The 24,511-nt window shown below is 39.4% G+C and carries 21 protein-coding genes and 5 tRNA genes; 15 read left to right on the top strand and 11 right to left on the bottom strand.

Annotated elements, in window-relative coordinates; translation table 11 throughout:
- Window positions 1-49: 49 nt before the first annotated feature.
- Window positions 50-544, top strand: coding sequence for a CvpA family protein (locus AOR04_RS05030; RefSeq protein WP_007376853.1), 495 nt, complete (start codon window positions 50-52; stop codon window positions 542-544).
- Window positions 545-562: 18 nt separating this feature from the next.
- Window positions 563-2,089, top strand: a complete 1,527-nt coding sequence (gene purF / locus AOR04_RS05035; RefSeq protein WP_007376852.1) for an amidophosphoribosyltransferase — start codon at window positions 563-565, stop codon at window positions 2,087-2,089.
- A 116-nt stretch (window positions 2,090-2,205) separates the two neighbouring features.
- Here the strand turns inward: purF and AOR04_RS05040 are convergent, their stop codons facing one another.
- Complete coding sequence (locus tag AOR04_RS05040) at window positions 2,206-2,805, bottom strand: Yip1 family protein (protein ID WP_007376851.1); 600 nt, start codon at window positions 2,803-2,805, stop codon at window positions 2,206-2,208.
- Window positions 2,806-3,010: 205 nt separating this feature from the next.
- On the opposite strand from AOR04_RS05040, the gene miaE reads away from it, so the two are divergent.
- Window positions 3,011-3,778, top strand: a complete 768-nt coding sequence (miaE, locus tag AOR04_RS05045) for a tRNA isopentenyl-2-thiomethyl-A-37 hydroxylase MiaE (protein WP_096792691.1) — start codon at window positions 3,011-3,013, stop codon at window positions 3,776-3,778.
- On the opposite strand, the gene AOR04_RS05050 is transcribed toward miaE, so the two are convergent.
- From AOR04_RS05050 to AOR04_RS05060, 3 genes are all read right to left on the bottom strand, one after another.
- Window positions 3,779-4,564 (bottom strand): substrate-binding periplasmic protein, encoded by a 786-nt coding sequence (locus AOR04_RS05050; RefSeq protein ID WP_096792692.1) that lies wholly within the window; start codon window positions 4,562-4,564, stop codon window positions 3,779-3,781.
- Between the two features lie 54 nt (window positions 4,565-4,618).
- Window positions 4,619-5,356, bottom strand: coding sequence for a UDP-2,3-diacylglucosamine diphosphatase (locus tag AOR04_RS05055; RefSeq protein ID WP_096792693.1), 738 nt, complete (start codon window positions 5,354-5,356; stop codon window positions 4,619-4,621).
- An 89-nt stretch (window positions 5,357-5,445) separates the two neighbouring features.
- Complete coding sequence (locus tag AOR04_RS05060; protein WP_096792694.1) at window positions 5,446-5,937, bottom strand: peptidylprolyl isomerase; 492 nt, start codon at window positions 5,935-5,937, stop codon at window positions 5,446-5,448.
- Window positions 5,938-6,092: 155 nt separating this feature from the next.
- Between AOR04_RS05060 and cysS the strand changes: the two genes are divergently transcribed.
- Window positions 6,093-7,472: a cysteine--tRNA ligase gene (gene cysS, locus AOR04_RS05065; protein ID WP_096792695.1), complete on the top strand. Its 1,380-nt coding sequence runs from the start codon at window positions 6,093-6,095 to the stop codon at window positions 7,470-7,472.
- Between the two features lie 72 nt (window positions 7,473-7,544).
- Here cysS and folD read toward each other — a convergent pair whose 3' ends face one another.
- Window positions 7,545-8,399, bottom strand: coding sequence for a bifunctional methylenetetrahydrofolate dehydrogenase/methenyltetrahydrofolate cyclohydrolase FolD (gene folD / locus AOR04_RS05070; protein WP_002958348.1), 855 nt, complete (start codon window positions 8,397-8,399; stop codon window positions 7,545-7,547).
- Between the two features lie 352 nt (window positions 8,400-8,751).
- Between folD and AOR04_RS05075 the strand changes: the two genes are divergently transcribed.
- The 11 genes from AOR04_RS05075 (at window position 8,752) to AOR04_RS05125 (ending at window position 18,247) form a co-directional block, all read left to right on the top strand.
- Window positions 8,752-8,828, top strand: a tRNA-Pro gene (locus AOR04_RS05075).
- 57 nt (window positions 8,829-8,885) lie between these two features.
- Window positions 8,886-8,962, top strand: a tRNA-Arg gene (locus tag AOR04_RS05080).
- A 23-nt stretch (window positions 8,963-8,985) separates the two neighbouring features.
- Window positions 8,986-9,061, top strand: a tRNA-His gene (locus AOR04_RS05085).
- Between the two features lie 14 nt (window positions 9,062-9,075).
- A tRNA-Pro gene (locus AOR04_RS05090) sits at window positions 9,076-9,152 on the top strand.
- A 68-nt stretch (window positions 9,153-9,220) separates the two neighbouring features.
- Window positions 9,221-9,297 (top strand) — tRNA-Pro (locus AOR04_RS05095).
- Between the two features lie 377 nt (window positions 9,298-9,674).
- Entirely contained in the window at window positions 9,675-10,979 is a 1,305-nt protein-coding gene (tig, locus tag AOR04_RS05100) for a trigger factor (RefSeq protein ID WP_007376845.1), read from the top strand.
- Window positions 10,980-11,144: 165 nt separating this feature from the next.
- Window positions 11,145-11,762, top strand: coding sequence for an ATP-dependent Clp endopeptidase proteolytic subunit ClpP (gene clpP, locus AOR04_RS05105; protein WP_007376844.1), 618 nt, complete (start codon window positions 11,145-11,147; stop codon window positions 11,760-11,762).
- A 134-nt stretch (window positions 11,763-11,896) separates the two neighbouring features.
- A complete protein-coding gene (gene clpX / locus AOR04_RS05110; protein ID WP_007376843.1) occupies window positions 11,897-13,180 on the top strand; it encodes an ATP-dependent protease ATP-binding subunit ClpX in 1,284 nt (427 codons plus the stop codon).
- Window positions 13,181-13,331: 151 nt separating this feature from the next.
- On the top strand, window positions 13,332-15,692 hold the full coding sequence (gene lon / locus AOR04_RS05115) for an endopeptidase La (RefSeq protein ID WP_096792696.1): 2,361 nt from the start codon (window positions 13,332-13,334) through the stop codon (window positions 15,690-15,692).
- Between the two features lie 191 nt (window positions 15,693-15,883).
- Window positions 15,884-16,174 (top strand): HU family DNA-binding protein, encoded by a 291-nt coding sequence (locus AOR04_RS05120; RefSeq protein WP_157847577.1) that lies wholly within the window; start codon window positions 15,884-15,886, stop codon window positions 16,172-16,174.
- 171 nt (window positions 16,175-16,345) lie between these two features.
- On the top strand, window positions 16,346-18,247 hold the full coding sequence (locus tag AOR04_RS05125; protein ID WP_096792697.1) for a SurA N-terminal domain-containing protein: 1,902 nt from the start codon (window positions 16,346-16,348) through the stop codon (window positions 18,245-18,247).
- A gap of 66 nt (window positions 18,248-18,313) precedes the next feature.
- Here the strand turns inward: AOR04_RS05125 and AOR04_RS05130 are convergent, their stop codons facing one another.
- From AOR04_RS05130 to AOR04_RS05155, 6 genes are all read right to left on the bottom strand, one after another.
- Window positions 18,314-18,805: a VOC family protein gene (locus AOR04_RS05130; RefSeq protein WP_096792698.1), complete on the bottom strand. Its 492-nt coding sequence runs from the start codon at window positions 18,803-18,805 to the stop codon at window positions 18,314-18,316.
- 422 nt (window positions 18,806-19,227) lie between these two features.
- Entirely contained in the window at window positions 19,228-19,989 is a 762-nt protein-coding gene (locus AOR04_RS05135; RefSeq protein WP_007376838.1) for an ATP-binding cassette domain-containing protein, read from the bottom strand.
- Window positions 19,989-20,981, bottom strand: coding sequence for a peptide ABC transporter ATP-binding protein (locus AOR04_RS05140; RefSeq protein WP_007376837.1), 993 nt, complete (start codon window positions 20,979-20,981; stop codon window positions 19,989-19,991). Before AOR04_RS05140 ends, AOR04_RS05135 begins: the two co-directional genes overlap by 1 nt.
- Window positions 20,982-21,875, bottom strand: a complete 894-nt coding sequence (locus tag AOR04_RS05145; RefSeq protein ID WP_007376836.1) for an ABC transporter permease subunit — start codon at window positions 21,873-21,875, stop codon at window positions 20,982-20,984.
- A complete protein-coding gene (locus AOR04_RS05150; protein ID WP_007376835.1) occupies window positions 21,862-22,896 on the bottom strand; it encodes an ABC transporter permease in 1,035 nt (344 codons plus the stop codon). The genes AOR04_RS05145 and AOR04_RS05150 overlap by 14 nt, the downstream gene beginning before the upstream one ends.
- The gene (locus tag AOR04_RS05155; protein ID WP_007376834.1) at window positions 22,896-24,503 is read right to left on the bottom strand and encodes an ABC transporter substrate-binding protein; all 1,608 of its coding nucleotides are present in this window, start codon (window positions 24,501-24,503) and stop codon (window positions 22,896-22,898) included. Before AOR04_RS05155 ends, AOR04_RS05150 begins: the two co-directional genes overlap by 1 nt.
- Window positions 24,504-24,511 lie beyond the last annotated feature (8 nt).

Genomic DNA, 24,511 nt, shown 5'->3' on the forward strand with positions numbered 1-24,511 from the left:
CGATGTTTGGGTATAGAATGCGCCCCAAATTAGCGACTAATTGGTTCTTATGATCTGGGTTGATTACGCCATTATTGGCATCATTGCACTGTCTACCATCATCGGTTTAATACGCGGCTTTGTAAAAGAAGCAATGTCATTAGCGGTATGGGCTGGCGCCTTTATCATCTCTAGCTTGTTTTACCAATATTTAGCTTCCTTTCTAACAACCATTTCTGAACCCCTTTTAAGAAATGCTGCGGCCATAGCCATATTATTCTTTGCGACGCTACTGTTAGGCGGTTTACTAAACTATATTTTAGGTGAGCTAGTACATCGTACTGGTTTATCGGGTACCGACCGTGTTTTTGGCATAGTGTTTGGTGCTCTACGAGGCGTGTTGGTCGTGAGCGCGTTACTCTTCTTTCTTGATGCTTTTACTGGTGCACCCAATACGCACTGGTGGGGCAATTCTATTTTGATTCCAGAATTTGGCTTTGTTGTTGAATGGTTCTTTTCGTACCTAGAAAACAACTCGAGCTTTTTAAATTCAGTAAACCGTTAATCGGCGAGGATAAATTACATGTGTGGTATCGTTGGAATAGTCGGAACATCTCCTGTTAACCAGGCGATCTATGATGGCTTAACTGTTTTGCAGCACCGTGGTCAAGACGCCGCGGGTATCATTACCATTGAGAATAATACGTTTAGCTTACGCAAAGCAAATGGCTTAGTGAAAGATGCCTTTCACACTCGTCATATGAAACGATTACAAGGTACAATTGGTCTTGGCCATGTGCGTTATCCTACCGCAGGATCTTCAAGCTCATCTGAAGCACAGCCTTTTTATGTTAACTCACCATTTGGTATAGCGCTTGCCCATAATGGTAACCTTACTAATGCAGAAACTTTAAAAGAGCAGTTATTCTCAGAAGCACGTCGTCATGTTAATACAACATCAGACTCTGAAATTTTACTTAATGTTATGGCACATGAATTAAGCAAATCTGATAAGTTGCATTTAGACCCTGAAGATATTTTTACTGCGGTAACCGAAGTAAATAATAAAGTAAGCGGTGGTTATGCAACAATTGCTATGATCATCGGTCACGGTATTGTTGCTTTTCGCGACCCCAATGGTATTCGCCCACTTGTATTTGGTAAACGCGAAACCGAAAAGGGTACGGAATACATGTTTGCCTCAGAGAGCGTTGCGTTAAAGCCTGATGGCTTTGAGTTTATTCGTGATGTTGCGCCTGGCGAAGCTATATATGTTACAGAAGAAGGTGAATTTCATTCGCTTAGTTGTGCTGATAAGGCATCTTACTCGCCATGTATTTTTGAATTCGTTTATTTTGCACGTCCTGATTCAACAATAGACCGTATGTCTGTGTATGCAACACGCGTAAACATGGGGACTAAACTCGGCGAAAAAATTGCACGTGAGTGGGCTGACAAAGATATTGATGTCGTTATCCCAATCCCAGAAACGTCATGTGATGTAGCACTGGAAATCGCACGTGTGCTTGATTTACCATACCGCCAAGGCTTTGTTAAAAACCGTTATATTGGTCGTACGTTTATCATGCCTGGTCAAGAGATGCGTAAAAAGTCAGTACGTCAAAAGCTAAATGCAATTGATCGTGAGTTTAAAGGTAAAAACGTATTATTGGTTGATGACTCAATTGTGCGTGGTACAACATCAGCACAAATTGTTGAAATGGCCCGAGAGTCTGGCGCTAAAAACGTTTACTTTGCATCAGCAGCGCCTGAAATACGCTTCCCTAATGTGTACGGTATTGATATGCCTTCTGCAGCTGAGCTTATTGCTCACGGACGTGAAGTAGAAGATATTAATGCAAGTATTGGTTCTGACGGTTTAATCTTTCAATCGTTAAAAGATTTAATTGCTGCGGTTAGCCAAGAAAACCCTGAAATTACTAAGTTTGAAACGTCAGTATTTGATGGCCAATATATTACTGGCGATATTGATCAAAACTATTTAAATCGTATTGATAAGCTACGTAACGATTCTGCAAAAAGCACCCGCGAAAGTGCGATGTCTTCAGGTTTAGAGATACACAACCAAGACGAAAACGAAGCTGATTAATAGGTAGTTAATAAAAAGTCGTTACACATAAAAAAAGGAGCTAATTAGCTCCTTTTTTGCGAAGGAAAGAAAGGGAACATTTCTATCAAACACGACTCTCTATTAGGTAAACTTTATTAAGTAAACATTGGGCTAACAATCCCATTTGTCCAAAGCATAGCTGTTACAGCTAAAATAATAACCAGTAATATTAATCCACACGTTACTACCGAGCTGGCGTAAATAAAGCCACGCTCTTCTGGGATATGCATAAGTATTGGTACGCCGGTGTAGAGTAAATAAACCGAGTAAGCCAGTGCAATAATTCCAACACACACTACAAACCAAAGTACAGGCCAAAAAGCGGCGAGTGCCGACATAAACACTGGAGTTGCAGTATATGCTGCAAGTTCAAGTGTTTGTGTAAATGTAGGCTTAGAGCCAAATGTAACCGCCATCCAATGGGCTAAATACGCCAATGCGAATACGCCCGCTATTAAAGCAAAATACATCGCGCCTGCAATTAGCAGTGCACTATCGTGTGTTAAAAATACCGCATCACCTGCGCCTATACTCCATCCTAAATAAACAGACGAGTAGTAGCCCATTATTGAGGGGAACAGAGCAATTAATAAAATATGTGACAAGCTGTAGGTTAAACTTTCGTGGCGGTTATCGATTGTTTGCCACTCTTCTAGGGGATGAGCATAGATTCCCCAAAGATGGTTTAGTATCATAGTATTTACTCCATAAAGGAACGTATCATTGTTTTGGTTGGTTTATTTTTATACAGTCTATGTACAGTTATGGTTCACTTATTTTGCAAAGTCAAGTTAACTCGCTATTAACACTTTTACGCAAGTTAGGGCTTTGATTTATCCCAAGCAAAATTTCGTGTTAAAATAATGGTCTATCAAATTTATTTAGTAATGAGCAGTCAACGTGCCACACAGCCAACTTTTAGAGCCGATTAATAACTTTTTATTGTGTACCACCCCAGAGCAATGGGTGGAGCAAGCAATTAAAAAAGAAAACCTATCAGTCATTTTAATAGATCACTTAATTTGTGAATTAAAAGCGGCTCAAAGTGCGATGTTTTTAATACGTAAATATGCTGTTGATAAAGAGGGAAGTGATGCCTTACTTGAATGGCTAAAGCCATTTGAAGCACTTATTTATAAGCGTGAAGGTAACTGGCGCGATCTGGCGGCTAAAAATAAACTCACTAAATCAATAATACCTAAATCTAGCTCACAATACGGGCAAGGCCTAATCGATAAAATGGTTTTATTAATAAAAGAAGAGCTGCATCACTTTTATCAAGTGTTCGAAATTATGGACGAGTACGGTGTAGAGTATCAAAGCATTACACCGTGTCGTTATGCAAAAGGTATGCTTCGTCATGTTAAAACATTCGAGCCTGATGCATTAGTCGATAAGCTAATAGTAGGCGCTTATATTGAGGCACGTTCGTGTGAGCGTTTTGCAAAGCTTGCGCCACATGTTGATAAACGTTTGGGTGATTTTTATATTTCGTTATTACGCTCAGAAGCGCGTCATTACCAAGATTATTTAACTTTAGCGCAAGAAATAGCTGATTTTGATATTACCGAACGCGTGAACTTTTTTGGTGAAAAAGAAAAAGAACTAATTTCTACAACTGACACTGACTTTAAGTTTCATAGTGGCGTACCTACAGTGTCAAACTAGTTAATTTTCTTTTAAAAAATTAATGTATTCAGTAATTTTTTCATTGCTGAAATTATGTTTTTTCATAATATCAGCAATACTTCCGTTTTCTACTATTGCATCAATCCCCCTATTAAACTTTTGTAAATATTCTTTAGCTCTATAGTTTGATTGAGAAATAACTAAATATAACTTGTGAGTAGCAAGATCGGGTAACAAGTACTCAATTTTATTCTTATCTAAATTAACTTCTGTACTGTACTCAAGCCAATACTTGCCAACCTCTTTAGTGCCTGCGACCAGATCAATACGCCCTTGTTGCAGTAAGTATAAGCTAGTAGGGAGGCTTTTAGTGGACGTGATTGCCAATTCGGTGTTTCTAGTGAATTCTTGGCTTATAAAAGCGCTATCTTCTTTACCAATACTATAAGGTACTAATGATTGAGTGGTGCCATCAAAATTAATTGTACTTTCTTTTCGTTTAAAAATTCCAGTGTGGGCACGTGCAAGTGGACGAGAATAATAAAAAACCTCATTCCGCTTTGCAGAATAAAAAGCGCCTAAAATAGCTGTTTTTCTCTTTTTTTCTAATAATTTTAAAGCGCGATCCCATGTGGTAAATTCTATTTTACTATTAATACCTTGTGTTATAAGGGCCGCGCGGGTTATCTCATAGAGCCAGCCGTTTTTAGGTAAGTCATTACTAAAGTATGGGGGAAAGTTCTCAGTAACAATTTGCCATGTTTGCTCGCATAATGCCTTTGTTGGAATAACAGTCACTAGGATGAAAATTATCAGCTTTATCATTTAGCCCCTCACTTTTATTAAACTTTACTGAACAAGAGTAGTCAGAATTCGAAATTATGCGAAAGGCGTGTTGATTAACTCTTGTGATTTAGGGGTGACCACTAAATAAGAACCTTGGGTATACCAGTCACCTAGCACTGTGCGAGTAAGTGTTTGTTCATTAATTTTATATGTATGAACATTAGGGCGGTGAGTATGACCATGAATCATATTAGTAACGTTATGTTTGGCAAAGGTTGCAAGTACAGCGTCATCGACAACGTCTAAAATTTCGATAGGTTTATCAGCTTGACTTAACTTACTTTTTTCGCGGGCGTTGCGCGCTATTTTTTTACGATACCAAAGCGGCATTGCAAGCATTAGTTTTGGCCACCACCAACCACGGCTCTTTTTTCTAAAGTTTTGATACTCAGTATCTTGAGTGCACATTTCGTCGCCATGTAAAATGACTGTTGGCGTACCATATAAATCAATGACCGTTTGTTCAGCAAGTAATGTCATACCGGCCATGTCTGCATATTGCTTGCGCATAATGAAGTCACGATTGCCATGAATGAAATACACCGGAGTGCCACTATCACTGACTGCTTTAAGGTGCTTTGCTACATCGGCACTCAGTGCAGTAATGTAGTCATCCCCGACCCAAACTTCAAAAAAATCACCTAAAATATAAAGTGCATCTACATTTTTATTTAGTATATGTGTATTTAAAAAGTCAAAAAATGCAGCGCTAATGTCGGGGCGGTTTTCGCTTAGATGTAAATCTGCAATAAAGTAAGTTTGGTGAGTCATAGATCAATCTTTTCGATATAAATAAAGCGGGCGTATACACATTGCGTAAATGCCCGCTGGTACTCCACATTACGTGGGTAAACGTACTATTAGCTAACAGTAACGCTTTCGATGATCACATCTTCAAGAGGTACGTCTTGGTGAAAACCAGTACTACCTGTTGCAACTGCTTTAATCTTATTGACTACGTCCATGCCCTCTACAACTTCAGCAAAAACACAATAACCCCAACCTTGCGATGTTTCGCTGCTGTGGTTTAAAAAGTCGTTGTTGTTCACGTTAATGAAAAACTGTGCTGTAGCTGAATGAGGATCAGGTGTACGTGCCATAGCTAAAGTGCCTACTTTATTAGACAGGCCATTATTAGCTTCATTCTGAATTGGGTCGTTTACTTCTTTTTGTTCCATACCTGGAACAAAACCACCGCCTTGAACCATAAAACCATCGATTACACGATGAAAGATAGTGCCGTTGAAAAAATCAGCATTTGCATACTCTAAAAAGTTTTTAACTGTGTTTGGAGCTTCTTGCTCAAACATTTTAATGGTGATGTCACCAAAATTAGTGTGTAGAACAACCATGTGTTTTCCTATATCCGGTTTAAATATTGGCGCTATTTTATCGTAGTTGGCTAAGATTAACAAAGTAGATGTTTGGTTTGTTATAAAGCGCTAGAGCAGGGGCTTTTCAAGTGGTAACATAACTGTTCAAGTAAATAGTCAAGGACTCAAAGTAAATGGTAAATATATACAACACACTCACGCGACAAAAAGAGCAATTTAAACCGATGGTCGAAGGAAAAATCGACATGTATGTGTGTGGTATCACCATTTATGATTACTGCCATATTGGACACGCGCGTACTTTTGTTGGTTTTGACGTTATTGTGCGCTACTTACGTCATATTGGTTACGATTTAAAATATGTTCGTAACATTACAGATATCGACGATAAAATAATTAAACGTGCGAACGAAAATGGTGAGTCAATAAACGACTTAACTGTTCGCATGACTAAAGCGATGCATGAAGATTTTGATAGCCTAAATATGCTACGCCCAGATATTGAACCAACAGTTACAAGCCATATGGATGAAATTATCGTTATGGTTAAGCGCTTGATTGAAAAAGGCCATGCCTATGTCGCAGCTGATGGCGATGTATTGTTTGATGTATCAACGTTTGAGCAATATGGCGCGCTTTCTCAGCAAGATTTAACAATGTTGCAATCAGGTTCTCGCGTTGAAGTGGCGCAAGATAAAGACGATCCACTTGATTTTGTGTTATGGAAAAAAGCAAAAGCAGGTGAACCATCATGGTCATCACCGTGGGGAGAAGGGCGTCCTGGTTGGCATATTGAATGTTCGGCAATGAGCTCAAAGCATTTAGGTGAGCATTTTGATATTCACGGTGGGGGGTCTGATTTACAGTTTCCACATCATGAAAACGAAATTGCCCAGTCGTGCTGTGCAAACAACGGCAAGTATGTAAATACATGGATACATACTGGCATGGTACAAGTAAATAAAGAAAAAATGTCTAAGTCGTTAGATAATTTCTTTACAGTGCGTGAAGTTTTAAAAGCATACGATGCTGAATCTGTTCGTTACTTTTTAATTTCAGGTCATTACCGTAGCCAATTAAATTACTCGCAAGAAAATTTAGACCAAGCGCGTTCATCACTTGAACGTATTTATACAGCGCTTCGTGATGTCGAACCGGTAGAGTGCGATTTAGAAGGTAATGAGTTTGTTGCTAAATTTAGAAAAGCGATGGATGACGACTTTAATACACCAGAAGCATTACCTGTGTTGTTCGAACTTGCTAAAGAGTTAAACCGCGTAAAAGAAAGTGACGTAGTTCAAGCTGGGCAACTTGCGTTTATATTACGCAGTATTGGTAACGTTTTGGGTGTTGCTCAACAAGCACCGGAAGCCTTTTTACAAGGCGGGCAAGATGATGACGAAGTGGCGACAATTGAAGCATTAATTGTAAAACGTAATGAAGCGCGTACTAGTAAAGATTGGGCTGCTGCTGATGAAGCTCGTGATGCACTTAATGCGTTAGGTGTAATACTTGAAGATTCAGCCGGTAAAACAACGTGGCGTAAAGCGTAAGCGTTTAAAGTAATTCACGTTCAACTAAAAAAGGGTTGCCAAATGGCAACCCTTTTTTGATTTTTTAACAGCTTAGCTGTGATATTTCTCACACGCTTCAAGTGTGTTTTCAATTAAGCTTGCGACCGTCATCGGGCCAACGCCACCTGGTACAGGTGTAATAAAATGCGCTTTTTGTTCAGCCACACTGTATTGAACATCACCGACTAATTTACCCGTATCTAAACGGTTAATGCCTACATCGATGACTATAGCGCCTTCTTTTATCCAATCTCCAGGTATAAATTCAGGTTTACCGACAGCCACAACTAATAAGTCAGCGCGGCGAACATGCGTTTCTAAGTCTTGAGTAAACTTATGGCATACTGTGGTTGTACAACCGGCTAATAAAAGCTCTAACGACATTGGACGACCCACAATATTTGATGCGCCAACGACAACTGCATGCATACCTTTATAACGTACGCCCGTAGAATCAAGTAATGTAATAATACCTTTTGGCGTACATGGGCGAAGAGCAGGCATACGTTGTGCTAATCGGCCAATGTTATATGGATGAAATCCATCAACATCTTTATGCGGGGTAATACGTTCTAAAATCTTTTCAGCATCAAGACCTTTGGGCAGTGGTAACTGCACTAAAATTCCATCAACTTCGGCATCATTATTTAGCTCGTCAATTAAATCTAAAAGAGTTTGCTCTTGTGTGTCCGCAGGTAAATCAAATGATTTAGAAATAAAACCTACTTCTTCACAGGCTTTACGTTTTGAACCAACGTAAACTTGGCTTGCTGGATCAAGTCCTACAAGTACTACTGCAAGTCCTGGTGCACGTAAACCATTTGCTACACGCTCACTTACGCGTTCTGCTACAGCGCTACGTACTTGTTTTGCGATTGCCTTACCATCAATGATGTTTGCCGTCATGGGTGACCTTTAATTGGGGTTAATTAACTAGATACCGATACTCTAAAAACGAATGCATAATAAAATAGGGGTAAAAATGCTAATAAAGAAAATACAGTCTTTATTTAACTCGTTTTATAATGTGCCTACTATTTTCGCAGAAAAGCATTGCAGCGCCAAGTTGCTTTTAAGTTATATAGTACTTGAGTGGTTAAATAGTTTAAAATTCAGTCTTCTATTATAATATTTAACCATTGTGCACTAAAAATGAACACTTGATTGATTTAATAAAAAAAACGTTTGACCTAACCCCGTCAAATCACTATTATGCACCCCGTTGTCAACGAGGTCACTCGCAAACAATAGTAAGTATCGGCGATTAGCGCAGTTTGGTAGCGCACTTGGTTTGGGTCCAAGGGGTCGCAGGTTCAAATCCTGCATCGCCGACCATTTTTTTATAATTTATTATAATCGAATAGCTTATTGGTAAACTACGAAGTTTTCGATGCGCCCATAGCTCAGCTGGATAGAGCAACGCCCTTCTAAGGCGTGGGTCGAAGGTTCGAATCCTTCTGGGTGCACCATTTGAAAACATGTAAATATAGCGGTGATTGTAGCTCAGTTGGTAGAGCCCCGGATTGTGATTCCGGTTGTCGTGGGTTCGAGCCCCATCAGTCACCCCATTTACAACGAATATCGGCGATTAGCGCAGTTTGGTAGCGCACTTGGTTTGGGTCCAAGGGGTCGCAGGTTCAAATCCTGCATCGCCGACCATTTCTTAAAATGGTCTTAAGCTCTCAGTTTAAGTGTTCAGTATGAAAAAGAAGTTAATTCTTCAATGTCGGCGATTAGCGCAGTTTGGTAGCGCACTTGGTTTGGGTCCAAGGGGTCGCAGGTTCAAATCCTGCATCGCCGACCATTTCTTATCTAGTAAGATTAGTAAATAAAATCCTCTAATATTATAAATCAATACACGTTAACCTATAATTATATTAAATAATTTGTATTTCATTTCATCTAACGCTTAGTTAGTCTGTTTTTTATTCAGTTAGCTTCTATAGTCCCATATCTAGTCCAAATAATTGCGCCCTATACTCGACTATCATAAATATTAGGTTATAATGCCGCGTCTATTGTTTAACATAGTGCCCGAAGGGCAAAGCAGCAATGGTATCTCATGGTAGCGACGGATGCTTTTAAGTGTGAAAAACCGCTTAAACTTTATCAAGACTCATGCAGATCACTTTGTTTGTAAGGAAGGCGAACAATCGCCAAAATTGAATATTGAGGTAAATCATGCAAGTTTCTGTTGAGACGACCCAAGGCCTTGAGCGCCGTATAACTATCACCGTTCCTTCAGAGAACGTTGAGACCGAAGTAAAAAAACGCCTACAACAACTGTCAAAAACACAGCGTATAGATGGTTTCCGTGCTGGTAAAGTTCCAGTATCTGTAATTAACAAGCGTTTTGGCCCTGCAGTTCGTCAAGAAGTTGCTGGCGAAGTAATGCAACGTAATTTTTACGAAGCAATCGTTTCTGAAAAAATCAATCCAGCTGGCGCGCCTACATTCGCTCCTAAATCACTTGAAGCAGGTAAAGATTTAGAGTTTTCAGCAACGTTTGAAGTTTACCCTGAAGTTGAAGTTCAAGGTTTAGATAAGATTACTGTTGAGAAACCAGCGGTAACAGTAACTGACGAAGATTTAGCTAACATGCTAGAAACACTTCGTAAGCAACATGCAGCGTGGGCTGATGTTGATGCAGCTGCTGGCGAAAACGACCGTGTAACAGTTGATTTCGTAGGTACTATCGACGGTGAAGTATTTGAAGGCGGCAAAGCTGAAGACTTCCCATTAGAACTTGGTCAAGGTCGTATGATCCCAGGTTTTGAAGATAACATCGTAGGTAAAAAAGCAGGCGAAGAAGTAGTTGCTGATGTAACGTTCCCTGATGATTACCACGCTGAAAATTTAAAAGGTAAAGCGGCTCAATTCACTATCACAGTGAAAAAAGTTGAAGCGCAAGAATTACCAGAATTAAGCGAAGAGTTTGCAACTAAATTCGGTGTTACCGAAGGCGGCGTAGACGCGCTTAAAGAAGAAGTTAAAAAGAACATGACACGTGAGCTAGACCAAGCGGTTAAAGCAAGTGTTAAAGACCAAGCAATCAAAGGTCTTTTAGCTAACAACGAAATTGAAGTGCCTAAAGCGCTTGTTGATCAAGAAGTTGATGCACTACGTCAGCAAGCGGCTCAACGTTTTGGTGGTGATGCTAAAAATATGCCTGAGCTTCCAGCTGAATTGTTCCATGAGCAAGCTGTAACACGTGTTAAAACTGGCCTTTTATTAGGTGAAGTGATCAAAGCTAACGAGATTAAAGTTGATGATGCTAAAGTTGAAGCATTAATCGCAACAGTTGCTTCTGCATACGAAGATCCAACTGAAGTAGTAGAATACTACAAAGCAAATGATCAACTTATGCAGCAAATGCGTAATGTAGCAATGGAAGAGCAAGCTGTTGAAGCTATTTTAGCTAAAGCAGTTGTAACTGACGTTGAAAAAGCATTTGATGACATCATGAATCCACAGCAAGGTGCTTAATAAGTCATTGACTTAAGCTCTCGCTAACGATTAAATGGCTCGTGCTACTCTGTTTATACAGCGTGCCCGGGCCATTTTAGTTTTTGGCCTTTAATTTGCGAAAAACGATAATTATGCTTTTCTTATAGTAAGGATAAGTATAAGCGCATAAGGAATTAAATAAGTATGAATACTGGTATTACAGATCCCCTAAATGCATTGGTCCCTATGGTTGTTGAACAAACACCTAAAGGCGAGCGCTCGTATGATATTTATTCGAGATTATTAAAAGAGCGTATTATCTTTTTAACAGGTCAAGTTGAAGACAACATGGCAAATCTGATTTTAGCGCAAATGCTATTTTTAGAATCAGAAAACCCTGATAAAGATATCTTTTTATACATCAACTCACCAGGTGGCTCAGTAACTGCAGGTATGGCTATATATGACACTATGAACTTCATCAAACCTGATGTAAGTACAATATGTGTAGGTCAGGCTGCAAGCATGGGTGCTTTTTTACTTACTGCTGGTGCGAAAGGTAAGCGTTTTTGCCTACCTAACTCACGCGTGATGATTCACCAACCATTAGGTGGTTTCCAAGGTCAAGCATCTGACTTTGAAATTCATGCGAAAGAAATTCTGTCTATTAAAGACAAGCTAAATCGCTTAATGGCTGAGCATACAGGCCAACCGTTAGATGTGATTTCCAAAGATACTGATCGTGATAACTTTATGAGTGCTTCGCAGGCTGTAGATTACGGCTTGGTTGATTCAGTGTTTACAAATCGCGATAAAAAGTAAGCGCTTGGTGAGCAGGTTATCTGCTTACCACTTAGAGTTACTATGCGAAAACCAATAAATTTTGGTATAGTTAAAGCGTATTGAAATAGCCACCAACAGTTTTGGTGGCCAACGTAATAAAATGAGGTAGCTGAATGTCTGACACTCCTACAGACGGCGACAAAAGTAATAAATTGTTATACTGCTCTTTTTGCGGCAAAAGCCAGCATGAAGTACGTAAATTAATTGCAGGCCCATCAGTATACGTTTGTGATGAATGTGTAGAGTTGTGTAACGATATTATCAGGGAAGAAATTAAAGACATTGCTCCTAAGCATGACACGTCTGATAAACTACCTGTACCAAAAGAAATTCGTAAACACTTAGACGATTATGTTATTGGTCAAGATCATGCTAAAAAAGTATTGTCTGTTGCGGTTTATAACCACTATAAACGACTGCGCAATCAATCGACTAAGCAAGATATTGAATTAAGTAAAAGTAATATTTTGCTTATCGGTCCAACTGGTAGTGGTAAAACATTACTTGCAGAAACGTTAGCGCGTCTACTTGATGTGCCGTTTACTATGGCCGATGCCACTACATTAACCGAAGCGGGTTATGTAGGTGAAGATGTTGAAAACATCATTCAAAAGCTTTTACAAAAGTGCGATTACGATGTTGAAAAAGCCCAACGTGGTATTGTATACATCGATGAAATTGACAAGATTTCTCGTAAGTCAGATAACCCATCAATTACGCGTGACGTATCGGGTGAGGGCGTTCAACAGGCGCTACTTAAACTGATCGAAGGTACAATTGCCTCAGTTCCACCGCAAGGTGGTCGTAAACATCCACAACAAGAGTTTTTACAAGTAGATACATCTAAAATCTTGTTTATTTGTGGTGGTGCATTTTCAGGCCTAGATAAAGTAATTGAGCAACGTAGCCATAAAAATACCGGTATCGGTTTTGGCGTTAGCGTAAAAGAATCTGCGGCGAGTCGTTCTTTAAGTGAAACATTTAAAGACGTAGAACCAGAAGATTTAGTTAAATACGGCTTAATCCCTGAATTTATAGGCCGTTTGCCAGTAGTTGCAACGTTAACTGAGCTTGATGAAGCAGCACTTGTACAAATCTTGAGTGAGCCTAAAAACGCGATTACTAAACAGTTTTCAGTGTTGTTTGGCATGGAAGACGTTGAACTTGAGTTCCGCGATGATGCCTTAGCTGCAATTGCCCACAAAGCAATGGAGCGTAAAACAGGTGCGCGTGGTCTTCGTTCAATCGTTGAAGGTGTATTGCTTGATACAATGTACGAGCTTCCTTCAATGGATGATGTAAGTAAAGTGGTTATTGATGAAACCGTTATTAAAGGTGAATCTGACCCAATCTTGATTTATGAAAATAATAAACAAGATAAAGCTGCATCAGAATAGTTTTTAAGCTATTTGAATGAAAAAAGGAGCCTTAGGCTCCTTTTTTTATAATTAATTTAATCGAGTATGGGAAAATTGTTGAACTTTAATTAGGTTATCCCCATATACTTGAGTAATCTTTAAAATAAATGAAGTGCGAAGAGAAATTATAATGACGCTTGAGAGAACCGACCGAGTCGAAATCCCAGTGCTAGCACTGCGCGATGTTGTGGTGTATCCACACATGGTGATCCCGCTTTTTGTAGGCCGTGAAAAATCAATAAAATGCCTTGAAGCGGCAATGGACAAAGATAAACAAATTTTCTTAGTTGCACAAAAAGATGCAACTGTAGATGAGCCAGAACAAGATGATATTTATCGTATTGGTACTATTGCTACTGTACTTCAGTTATTAAAGTTACCAGACGGCACCGTTAAAGTTTTAGTAGAAGGGACGCAACGTGCACAAATTGAAGACTTCGTTGATAGCGAAGACTTTTTTGTTGCTAATGCTCAATTTATTGAATCTGACTTAATTGATGAGCAAGAGCAAGATGTATTTATTCGCAGCGCAATTAGCCAATTTGAAGGCTATGTAAAGCTAAATAAAAAAATCCCACCAGAAGTACTAACGTCAGTTTCAGGTATTGATGATCCTGCGCGGCTAGCCGATACAATGGCTGCTCATATGCCATTAAAGGTACCTGAAAAGCAAAAAGTGCTAGAAATTTCAAGCGTTACAGAGCGTCTTGAATATTTAATGGCGCTTATGGAAGGCGAGATAGACTTACTGCAAGTTGAGAAAAAGATTCGTACTCGCGTTAAAAAGCAGATGGAAAAATCTCAGCGTGAGTATTATCTAAATGAGCAAATGAAAGCCATCCAAAAAGAGCTGGGTGAGCTTGATGATGTACCGGATGAATTTGAAGCACTTAAAAAGCGCATTGAAGAGTCTGGTATGCCAACAGAAGCACAAGATAAAGCGACCACAGAGCTTAATAAACTTAAAATGATGTCGCCAATGTCAGCAGAAGCGACCGTAGTGCGTTCATACATAGATACATTAATTAATGTGCCGTGGAAAAAGCGCTCTAAAGTTAAAAAAGACTTAGCAGGCGCGCAAAAAATTCTTGATAGTGATCATCATGGCCTTGATAAAGTTAAAGAACGTATTCTGGAGTACCTTGCGGTGCAACAGCGTACTAATCAACTAAAAGGTCCAATCTTATGTTTAGTTGGCCCTCCGGGTGTGGGTAAAACATCACTTGGGCAATCTATCGCACGCTCTACAGGTCGTAAATATATCCGTATGGCGCTAGGCGGTGTGCGTGATGAAGCTGAAATTCGTGGCCATCGCCGTACTTATATTGGTTCAATGCCAGGTAAGTTAATTCAAAACATGACTAAAGTGGGTGTTAAAAATCCATTATTCTTGCTAGATGAAATCGATAAAATGTCATCAGACATGCGTGGCGACCCAGCATCAGCGCTATTAGAAGTGCTTGATCCTGAACAAAACAGCCATTTTGCCGATCATTACCTTGAAGTAGATTACGATTTATCTGACGTTATGTTTGTAGCGACATCAAACAGCTTTAACATTCCTGGTCCATTACTGGACCGTATGGAAGTTATTCGTTTATCGGGTTACACCGAAGATGAAAAACTAAACATCGCAAAAGAGCACTTAATTACTAAACAAGTGAAACGTAATGGCCTGAAAGAGCATGAGATTGAGATTGCTGATAGTGCAATTATTGGCATTATTCGCTACTACACGCGTGAAGCGGGTGTACGTAATCTTGAGCGTGAAATTTCAAAACTATGTCGTAAAGCGGTTAAAAATATCTTAATTGAAAAAGACACTAAAACCGTGACTATCAATCAAGATAATCTAGAAGACTTTTTAGGTGTACAGCGTTTCGATTACGGTAAAGCGGAAGATGGCGATCGTATTGGCCAAGTAACTGGTCTTGCGTGGACTGAAGTAGGCGGTGACTTACTTACTATTGAATGCGCAGCGGTACCAGGTAAAGGTAAGCTTACTTATACAGGTTCACTGGGCGATGTAATGCAAGAGTCGATTCAGGCGGCCATGACGGTCGTGCGTAATCGTGCAGATACATTTCGTATTAATAGCGACTTTTACGAAAAACGTGATATTCACGTGCATGTGCCTGAAGGTGCAACACCTAAAGATGGTCCGAGCGCAGGTGCTGCTATGGTGACTGGTTTAGTGTCTAGTTTAACGGGCAACCCTGTACGTGCGGATGTTGCAATGACCGGCGAAATTACACTACGTGGTGAAGTATTACCAATTGGTGGTTTAAAAGAAAAATTACTCGCGGCGCATCGTGGTGGGATTAAAACAGTCATCATTCCAAAAATTAATGAACGTGATTTAAAAGAGATCCCAGACAATGTGCTGGCGGGCTTAGATATTCACCCAGTTACATGGATTGACGAAGTTTTAAAACTGGCTTTAGTGCATCCGGTTGAGAGTTTTTCAGTCGAAACACCAAAAAAACAGTAAAAAACCGAAAAAAGTGCTTTTTAGGGCTTTTCAAATCTAAACGATATGATAAGTTAAGCACTGGTTTTCAAGCCTAGCCCTTACGGGGCCTAGGCTTAAGAAAAATATAATCATGTGAGCATAATTAGTTTGCTCTAAAATTTTCAAAAAAGTGATGTTAGTTTAAAAAACCATCGCTCTTGATAATAACAATGAAAGAGGATGATATTGTGAATAAATCTCAATTGATCGATCAAATCGCAGCTGATGCTGACATTTCTAAAGCGGCTGCAGGTCGTGCTCTAGATTCATTCATCGAATCTGTATCTGGTGCGCTAAAAGATGGTGACTCAGTTGCACTTGTTGGCTTTGGTACTTTCTCAGTACGTGAGCGTGCTGCACGTGCAGGTCGTAACCCACAAACTGGTGAAGCTATTCAAATTGCTGCTGCAAATATTCCTGCTTTTAAAGCCGGTAAAGCGCTTAAAGACGCAGTAAACTAATCACTGTTTTCATACAGTTTAGTTATGGCGAATGTAAATTTACTTAATCAATCTAAATGATGAATTAAGTAACTTTACCGCCAATTACTTCAAGTGAAAAAGCGTATCTGGTAAGATACGCTTTTTTTACATGTGACAAGGTAAAAACCTTGATCAAAAAGAGATAAACAAATGCTTGAGAAAATCAGAGAAGGTTCACAAGGACCTGTAGCCAAAATAATTTTAGGCGCGGTGATTTTATCTTTTGCTTTAGCTGGGATTGGTAGTTACCTAGGTCAAACCACGGAACAACCTGTTGCTGAAGTAAATGGAATTAAAATTAGCCAAACTGAATTTAATCGTGCGTTCCAAAATGAGCGTAGTCGATTAGAACAACAATTTGGTGAATATTTTGCACAAATTTCTGCAGATCCAAATTACATGGCACAAATACGTCAAGGTGTAGTTGACCGCTTAGTACAACAAGAATTGCAATCACAGCTAGCGGCTGATTTAGGCCTTCGCGTAAGCGACGAAAGTGTACGTAAAACAATCTTAGAATTACCGTATTTTCAAGTAGGTGAGCAGTTTAATAACGACCGTTACCTACAAGTTATTCGTCAAATGAATTTTCAACCAGATGCATTTCGTGAATACCTTCGTAAAGATATGACGCGCAGTCAACTTGTTACTGCCGTAGCCGGTACTGACTTTGCTCTTGAGAACGAGCTTAAAAGCGCTATTTCTCTACAGCAGCAAACGCGCAGCATTGATTACTTAGTTGTAAACAAAGAAGCGCTAGCAGCAAGTGTTGAAGTATCAGAGCAAGAAGTATCTGATTACTACGAGCTAAATGCATCACAGTTTTTATCGCCAGAACTTATCTCAGTTAATTATATTGAGCTTAAAGCCACAGATATTACGGTTGAGTCAGTTACTGAAGATGATGTTAAAGCGTATTACGATCAAAATAAGGCACAATACGTTGAGCCAGAAAAACGCCGTGTTTCACATATCTTAATCGATAACAGCGAAGACGATGATGCAGCAAAAGAAAAAGCCAATGCACTGCACGCACAATTAGAGCAAGGTGCAGATTTTGCTGAATTAGCAGAGTCATCATCTGATGATATTGTTAGTGGTGAAATGGGCGGCGATCTTGAGTGGATTGAACGCGATGTAATGGACCCTGCATTTGAAGACGCGACATTTGCGCTTAAAAATAAAGGTGACTTTTCAGAGGTTGTAGCATCAGAGTTTGGTTACCACATAATTAAACTTACTGATATTCAGCCGCAACAAGTTAAAGCATATGATGATGTTAAAGCTGATTTACGTGCGGAGCTTGAACAAGCTGAAAAAATAGATGCCTTTTACGAAAAGCAAACTGAAATGGGTGCACTAGCATTTGAAATTTCAGATCGCTTAGACGATGCTGCCGAAGTTGCAGAGGTAGAGATTAAATCAACGCCGCTTTTAGCAATTAACGCATTACCAGAGCCGTTAAATACGCCATCTGTAATTGCTGCGTTATCGTCAGTTGATTTACTGGAAGATAAAGTTAACTCTGAAGTTATTGAGCTTGGCGATGAGCATGCGATTATTGTTCGTGTAAATGAACACAAACCAGCTGCCACTAAGCCACTAAGTGAAGTAAGCGAGCAAATTAAAGCACGTTTAGTTAATGAAAAATCATCTGAGCTTGCTAAAGATAAAGCACGTAGCTTATTTGCAGAAGTAAAAGCAGGTAAGAGTTTAAGTGATATAGCCAATGAGCAAAGCTTAACACTTCGCCAAGAAGCGCAATTAACACGTCAAAGCTATACTGTTTCGCCAGCAATTGTAACTAAAGCATTTAAAATGGCTCATCCTGCAGGTTCTGCAGTGTTTGAAGTAGTTGATTTAAATAATGGTGATGCTGCAATTGTTGCACTTAAGTCGGTAACAGATGCACAAGTTACAGCTAATATTGACCCACAAGCAAAGCAAAGTATCACTATGGCGCAAGCTAATAAAAGCTACATGGTATTTATTGAAGCGTTAAAAGCGAATGCTGAGCTTAACTTACCAACGGTTGCACAACCCGTTGAGTAATTAATTTAGCTCATAAAAAAAGGCGCTTTTAAAGCGCCTTTTTTATTGTCTTCAATATAGTTGGTATTATTTGCCTCTTGCAATAAACTCTATGCGATTACCGCTAGGCTCTCTAATCATCATGTGTTTTGTTGGACCTTTACCTAGATTTTCGGGTGCAAACTCTATTTTAATATTATTTTGCGTTTTTAAATGATCGTGTAGCTGCGCTAACTTTTCAATACTCTCAACACTGAGTGCTAAGTGGTGTAACCCCACATTTTCTGCTCGATTAAACTCCACACGTTTTTCATCATTTTTAACACGCCACAACGTAATCGTTATTTTATCGTTTGATAAAAAGTAAGCTGGGTAACTTGGGTTACTCCCGAGCACTTTAAAACCAAGTACGTCAGTAAAAAAAACTTTAGACGAATCAAGGTCTGACACGGTTAATCCTAAGTGGTCAACTCCGCCAACCCAGTTTTTAACATTTGAATTAGGTGCTACATCGGCGATAACCGTTGTTGATAAAAGTAATAGCGATGAAATGCTAGCGAGTAGTGCCTTTTTTAACATAAATCCTCTTTGTAGTATTAATACCAATCCGCAATAATACTTAATAAGTTTGAGGGATTAAATCTGGCGTTAACTGCGTTAAAAATTTCTGATATAGAACAACTAAATAACGAAATTTTTGCTTTGTTATCGACACGATTTTCTTACTTCAAAATAGATCACTTAATTAAGCGAATTGGTATAACTGTTAAATGCAGTGTATTTAACAAGAGACCTTAATAAACGAGGTTATATTACAAAGCAGAATAGATAACCTGAACGCTGGATAATAAATCTATCTCGAGCAGCTATTGACGCGTAAATTCGCCTTGTTTTCACTGGAAATTTCTGGCTAGAGAAATTAAATTTAAATATCACCATGATTCAATATGATAGTAAATCTCTTAACCAGAGTTCAGGTTAGATACGAAAAAAATGCTGTTTTAACAGCTTAATAAACGTTGGGTGATTTTCGATTGAGGTGTTTGGAAAACAACTTCAGTGGCGCCATATTCAACGACTTCTCCCTTATCAAGTACAAGAACTTGGTCGCTAATATGACGAACTAAGCTTAAATGATGAGTGATCATCACATATGTCAGGCCTGTTTCTTGTTGTAATTTGAGAAGTAGATTAACTATTTGTGCACGAACAGAAGGGTCTAGTGATGACAGTGCCTCATCAAGTACAACAACCTTTGGATCTAAAATTAACGCACGAGCAAGTGCTACACGCTGTAATTGCCCCACACTAAACATGTGTGGATAGTAATGTTGGTGATCGACTAATAATCCAACTTTTGACAGCGTAGCGCTAATTTTTTCAGTCCGTTCAGCTTTATCAAAGTCAGTATTGTATTGTAGGCAGTCATCAAGCGTATCACCAATGGTTAAACCTGGATTAAGAGAGGCCGCTGAATCTTGAAAAATCATACGAATATAGCGACACTGATTATCACGAATACCGTTATCTTCAATAATATTGCCTTCTAATAAGATCTGTCCGCAGTCTGCGCTGTCAGCGCCTGAAAGCAGTTTGGCAAGTGTGCTTTTACCCGCTCCCGTTTCGCCTATAACAGCAATAGTTTCACCTTTGCCAATGCAAAATGAAATATTTTTAAGTACCGCAAATTTTTTACGACTAAATAAGCCTGCACGAATATTAAATGTTTTAGACAAAGCTTGTACTTTCAATACTGGTTGCATTATCTCATATCCTTAATCAGCGGGAAATGACACGCGTAGCTGTGCCCGTTGTGCTTTGTAAGCTTAGGTGTAACTACGCAGGCTTTTTGAGCCTGTGGGCAGCGTGGCCCTAATCGGCAACCTATCGGTAAATGCTGTAATGTAGGTATGGTGCCTTTTAATGCGTAAAAAGGCTCTTTATGAGCTAGGCCTTGTTCGTAATCAGGTAGGCTTTTTAATAAAGCTTGTGTATAAGGGTGGCGAGGCTGACTAAAAATTTTGTGAGTTGGGCCAGCTTCAACCATTTGCCCGCAATATAAAACATGGATCCCATGTGACCAATGTGCAATTTCTTCTAATTCGTGAGAAATCATCAAAATCGACATGTTTTTTAGCTGGTTTAAACTTTTCAACAACCTAAATACCTGTGCGCGAGTGGTACTTTCTAGTGCTGTAGTGGGCTCATCAGCGATTAAAAGCTTTGGTGTGCGGGCTATGGCCATTGCAATCATTACTTTTTGACATACGCCTTCTGAGAGCTCATGTGGATAGCTATCCAGCACGGCTTCATGATTTTTAATGCCCACTTTATGAATAAGCGCTTTTACTCTGTCTTTTCGCTCGCGGTTACGTTTTAAGAAAAACCCCTTTGTTGGGTTTTCAGGCAAGGTTTCGGCTATTTGATCAAACATTTTTGCTGTAGGGTCAAGACAACGGCTAGGGTCTTGATAGATCATGGCAATATCTTGGCTTACCGTTTTACGGCGTTGCTCGGGTGTTAAGCGCATTAAATCAACACCACGCCAATGCATACGGTCGGCAGTAATATTCCAGCGTTCGTTTAGTACACCCACAATTGCTTTTGCAATTAAGCTTTTACCAGAACCAGACTCACCTACAAGGGCATGTACTTCGCCTTCTTTTAAGCTAAAGCTTACCTTGTCAACGGCTCTAATTATCGTTTCTGAGGTACGCAGCTCAATGGTTAAATTTCGAACATCAAGTAATTGCATTTAATCAGCCTTACGTGCTTTTAACACTTGTCGCAGGCCATCGCCTACTAAATTAGTCGATAACACAGCTAAAAATAACAGTACGCCTGGCAGCGCAACAGTCCATGGTGCCAAATAAATTAGCCCTAAATTTTCGGCTAAAATAGCTCCCCATTCAGTGGTAGGTGGCTGAGCACCAAGCTTTAAAAAACCTAATGCAGAAATATCTAAAATTGCAGTGGAGAGCGCCATCGTAAATATAACTACAATGTGCTCATAAATATTAGGAAAGATACCGCGTGATATAATATGCCAGTTAGACGCACCATCGAGCCTAAACGCGGTAATATAATCTTTGTTTAGTTCATCAACAATTAGGTTTCTGATTGAATGAATAAATTGTGGTAATAGCGCTAAAATAATTGCCCATACCGTGTTCATTAAGCCTGGGCCTAAAATTGCTATGATAATAATAGCCAGTAACAAAGAAGGTATAGAGAGCGTTATATCAAGTAAGTGATTTAAAAAACTTGAGCGAATACCTCGGCTGATACCTGCAAATGTACCTACTAATACACCAATAATAGTTGTAATAAGCGCGGCGACAACAGAGAGGCCAAATGTGTAAGTTGCACCATTCATTAAACGCGAAAGTACATCGCGACCTAAGTCATCAGTACCTAAAATAAAGCGTACATCACCCATTTCCCGCCACGAAGGCGGAATAAGTAATGCATCACTATGCTGTTGGTTAACACCGTACGGTGCTAAAAGTGGAGCACTGGCGGCAAGTAAAGCAAATGCTACAAATATCCACAAGCCAACTAACGCAGGGTGATTATTTTTAAATTTACGCCAAAATCGTGCAAGTGGCGATTTATTCGACTCTTCAGAAAATATATTAAACTTTGCCATGGGCTTGATTCCGCGAGAGTGGATCGAATAGCGTATAAGTAAGCTCTGCAATAATAGTGGCTAATATAACAAATAGTGACACTGCCATTAAGCCGCCTTGTATAGCTGGATAATCGCGTTGATAAATACTATCGATAAGCCAGCGGCCAATGCCGGGCCACGAAAAAATAACTTCAGTAATCATCGCAAGCGTTATTAGCGTACTAAATTGCAAACCAATTTGTTTAATTACCGGTAATAGCGCATTACGCAGTGCATGATGAATTATAAGTTGTCTGCGGTTAAGGCCTTTAGCCCTTGCGGTTTTAATAAAACTTTGGTCCATAACTTTAAGCATAGACTCACGAGTAAAGCGCACTAATACGGTGGTCGGATACATGGCGAGCACAATTGTGGGTAGTGTTAAATGGCGCAGGGCGTCTAAAAATGCCATTCCTTTATATGGAAATCCAGCCAGTGCAATATCAATTAAAATAAAGCCTGTATTGGCGGGGATCTCATAAAGTAACCCCATTCTTCCCGACATCGGAAACCAGCCCAGTTTGAGAGAAAAAACCATAATAAGCAATAGTGCTAACCAAAATACGGGCATGGAATAACCAACCATAGTGGTTGAATTTATAAGTTTATCAGGCCAACGTTTATAGTACGCAGAACCTAAAATGCCAGCGGGTACGCCAACGACAATCGATACAATTAATGCATAAACACTTAGTTCCAGTGTAGCGGGTAATAAATCAACAATATGGCTAAATACATTGTCACCTGATGCAAAAGAAAGCCCCCAATCGCCTTGGAATATTCGTCCTAAAAAGGCTATATATTGCACAAAATAGTTACTGTTATATAAATATTTATCTTCAAGCTCACTGTGTTGAGCAAAGTTACTACTTGGTACACCACTTAAATTACTTAATGGATCGCCTGGGAACAAATAACTAATTGAAAATGTAAAAACACTCAGCATTAGGGTCATAAAAAGCAATAAACCTAAACGACGTAAAATATAATCTAAGATCATTACTTTTTCCTCGCATTAGCTAGTGAAATTGCACCAAATGGGCCAAGCGTTATACCTTCAACGTCTGCGCTACTGGCTTGAAAACGTAAGCCATGTGCAATAGGCAGCAATGGTAACTCGTCAACAATTAAGCTTTGTGCATCATCGTAGTATTTTTTTCGCATGTTTAAATCAGTCGTATCGAGCGCTTTTGTAAGTAATAAATCAAATTGCGGATTGCACCAGTTAGCAGGATTTTTACCGGTAAAGGTTGCAGTGCAACTTAAAAGAGGGCTAAAAAAGTTATCCGGATCAGGTGTATCAGCGGCCCAACCAAGCAATACACTATCATGCCTGTGCTCGCCAATACGTTGAATAAACGTATTCCATTCATACTCTACAATACTGACATTAACGCCTATTTTACGTAAGTCACTTTGCATTAGTTCTGCCATTTTTCGCGCATTCGGGTTATAAATACGGCTTACGGGCATCGCCCAAATAGTCATATCAAAACCATCTGGTAACCCAGCTTCAATTAATAACTTTTTAGCAAGTTCTGGATCAAAACTTGGCATGTTTGCTTGTGGCTCAAATGCCCATGAGGTTGGCGGTAAAATAGATTGTGCACGTGTACCATTACCATAATATACAGCTTGCATAATTTTATCGATATCAATGGCGTGAGCAAGTGCTTGGCGTACACGTAAGTCGTCAAACGGGGCGCGCTCCGTATTAAAAGCCCAGTAACCAATATTTAAATTTGTTTCTTTTTCAACGTTTATATCGTCGCGTTGCGCTAAAATACTCAATTGCGCACTACTTGGATGAGCCGTTACATCGCACTCTTTAGTCAGCATTTTTGCTATACGCGTAGTGCCGTTAGGCGTTATGTCGTAAACCAATTGTTCAAGTGCGACGTGGTGCTTCCAATAAAGTGGGTTTCGGTAAAAGCGTACGAGGTGATCTCGGCGATATTCTTTATAAATATATGGGCCGGTGCCAATAGGGTACTGATCAAATAAGTTTTCTTGATTATTTTTCTTAAGTTTCATGGCGTATTCTTCTGAAAGCACCACGGCAAAGTCGGTGGCCATATTAGCTAAAAAGCTGCTTTCAGGATTAAACAATTCAAAACGAACTTGATGATCAGTAACACGCACAATTTTACGAATAAGTTGATCAATCCCCACACTTTGAAAATACGGGTAATTGGCATCGCCCACAAAGTGATATGGATTATAGACATCGAATAGTCGGCTAAAGGTAAATATAACGTCGTCGGCGTTAAAATCCCGAGTAGGGGTAAAATAAGCGGTTGTATGAAATTTCACACCTTTGCGCAATGTGAAGGTAATAGATTTACCGTCTTTACTTATTTTCCAATCGGTTGCCAGCTCACTTTGAAACTCTGCCGTAACAGGGTCAATGCTAATTAGGCGGTCGTATAGCTGGTTGGCAATAATATCAATAGTAGAACCGGTGGTCGTAACTTGTGGATTAAACGACACAGGGTTAGCTTCAGCGCAATAAACTAAGCCTTGGTTTTTTTCTTCTATGATTTCTTCTTTGTTATCAATGCAACCTACTAAGGTGACCGCTAGTAAAGTAAGTAATAATTTATGCACCCGCATAA

This window comes from Pseudoalteromonas sp. 1_2015MBL_MicDiv, from assembly GCF_002407505.1.
In the GTDB taxonomy this organism is placed as follows: domain Bacteria; phylum Pseudomonadota; class Gammaproteobacteria; order Enterobacterales; family Alteromonadaceae; genus Pseudoalteromonas; species Pseudoalteromonas fuliginea.

Excerpts from the sequence above, each read along its gene's own strand:
- AOR04_RS05030 (WP_007376853.1), top strand. The coding sequence starts at position 50 with ATGATCTGGGTTGATTACGCCATTATTGGCATCATTGCACTGTCTACC.
- purF (WP_007376852.1), top strand. The coding sequence starts at position 563 with ATGTGTGGTATCGTTGGAATAGTCGGAACATCTCCTGTTAACCAGGCG.
- AOR04_RS05040 (WP_007376851.1), bottom strand. The coding sequence starts at position 2,805 with ATGATACTAAACCATCTTTGGGGAATCTATGCTCATCCCCTAGAAGAG.
- AOR04_RS05050 (WP_096792692.1), bottom strand. The coding sequence starts at position 4,564 with ATGATAAAGCTGATAATTTTCATCCTAGTGACTGTTATTCCAACAAAG.
- AOR04_RS05055 (WP_096792693.1), bottom strand. The coding sequence starts at position 5,356 with ATGACTCACCAAACTTACTTTATTGCAGATTTACATCTAAGCGAAAAC.
- AOR04_RS05060 (WP_096792694.1), bottom strand. The coding sequence starts at position 5,937 with ATGGTTGTTCTACACACTAATTTTGGTGACATCACCATTAAAATGTTT.
- cysS (WP_096792695.1), top strand. The coding sequence starts at position 6,093 with ATGGTAAATATATACAACACACTCACGCGACAAAAAGAGCAATTTAAA.
- folD (WP_002958348.1), bottom strand. The coding sequence starts at position 8,399 with ATGACGGCAAACATCATTGATGGTAAGGCAATCGCAAAACAAGTACGT.
- tig (WP_007376845.1), top strand. The coding sequence starts at position 9,675 with ATGCAAGTTTCTGTTGAGACGACCCAAGGCCTTGAGCGCCGTATAACT.
- clpP (WP_007376844.1), top strand. The coding sequence starts at position 11,145 with ATGAATACTGGTATTACAGATCCCCTAAATGCATTGGTCCCTATGGTT.
- clpX (WP_007376843.1), top strand. The coding sequence starts at position 11,897 with ATGTCTGACACTCCTACAGACGGCGACAAAAGTAATAAATTGTTATAC.
- lon (WP_096792696.1), top strand. The coding sequence starts at position 13,332 with ATGACGCTTGAGAGAACCGACCGAGTCGAAATCCCAGTGCTAGCACTG.
- AOR04_RS05120 (WP_157847577.1), top strand. The coding sequence starts at position 15,884 with ATGAAAGAGGATGATATTGTGAATAAATCTCAATTGATCGATCAAATC.
- AOR04_RS05125 (WP_096792697.1), top strand. The coding sequence starts at position 16,346 with ATGCTTGAGAAAATCAGAGAAGGTTCACAAGGACCTGTAGCCAAAATA.
- AOR04_RS05130 (WP_096792698.1), bottom strand. The coding sequence starts at position 18,805 with ATGTTAAAAAAGGCACTACTCGCTAGCATTTCATCGCTATTACTTTTA.
- AOR04_RS05135 (WP_007376838.1), bottom strand. The coding sequence starts at position 19,989 with ATGCAACCAGTATTGAAAGTACAAGCTTTGTCTAAAACATTTAATATT.
- AOR04_RS05140 (WP_007376837.1), bottom strand. The coding sequence starts at position 20,981 with ATGCAATTACTTGATGTTCGAAATTTAACCATTGAGCTGCGTACCTCA.
- AOR04_RS05145 (WP_007376836.1), bottom strand. The coding sequence starts at position 21,875 with ATGGCAAAGTTTAATATATTTTCTGAAGAGTCGAATAAATCGCCACTT.
- AOR04_RS05150 (WP_007376835.1), bottom strand. The coding sequence starts at position 22,896 with ATGATCTTAGATTATATTTTACGTCGTTTAGGTTTATTGCTTTTTATG.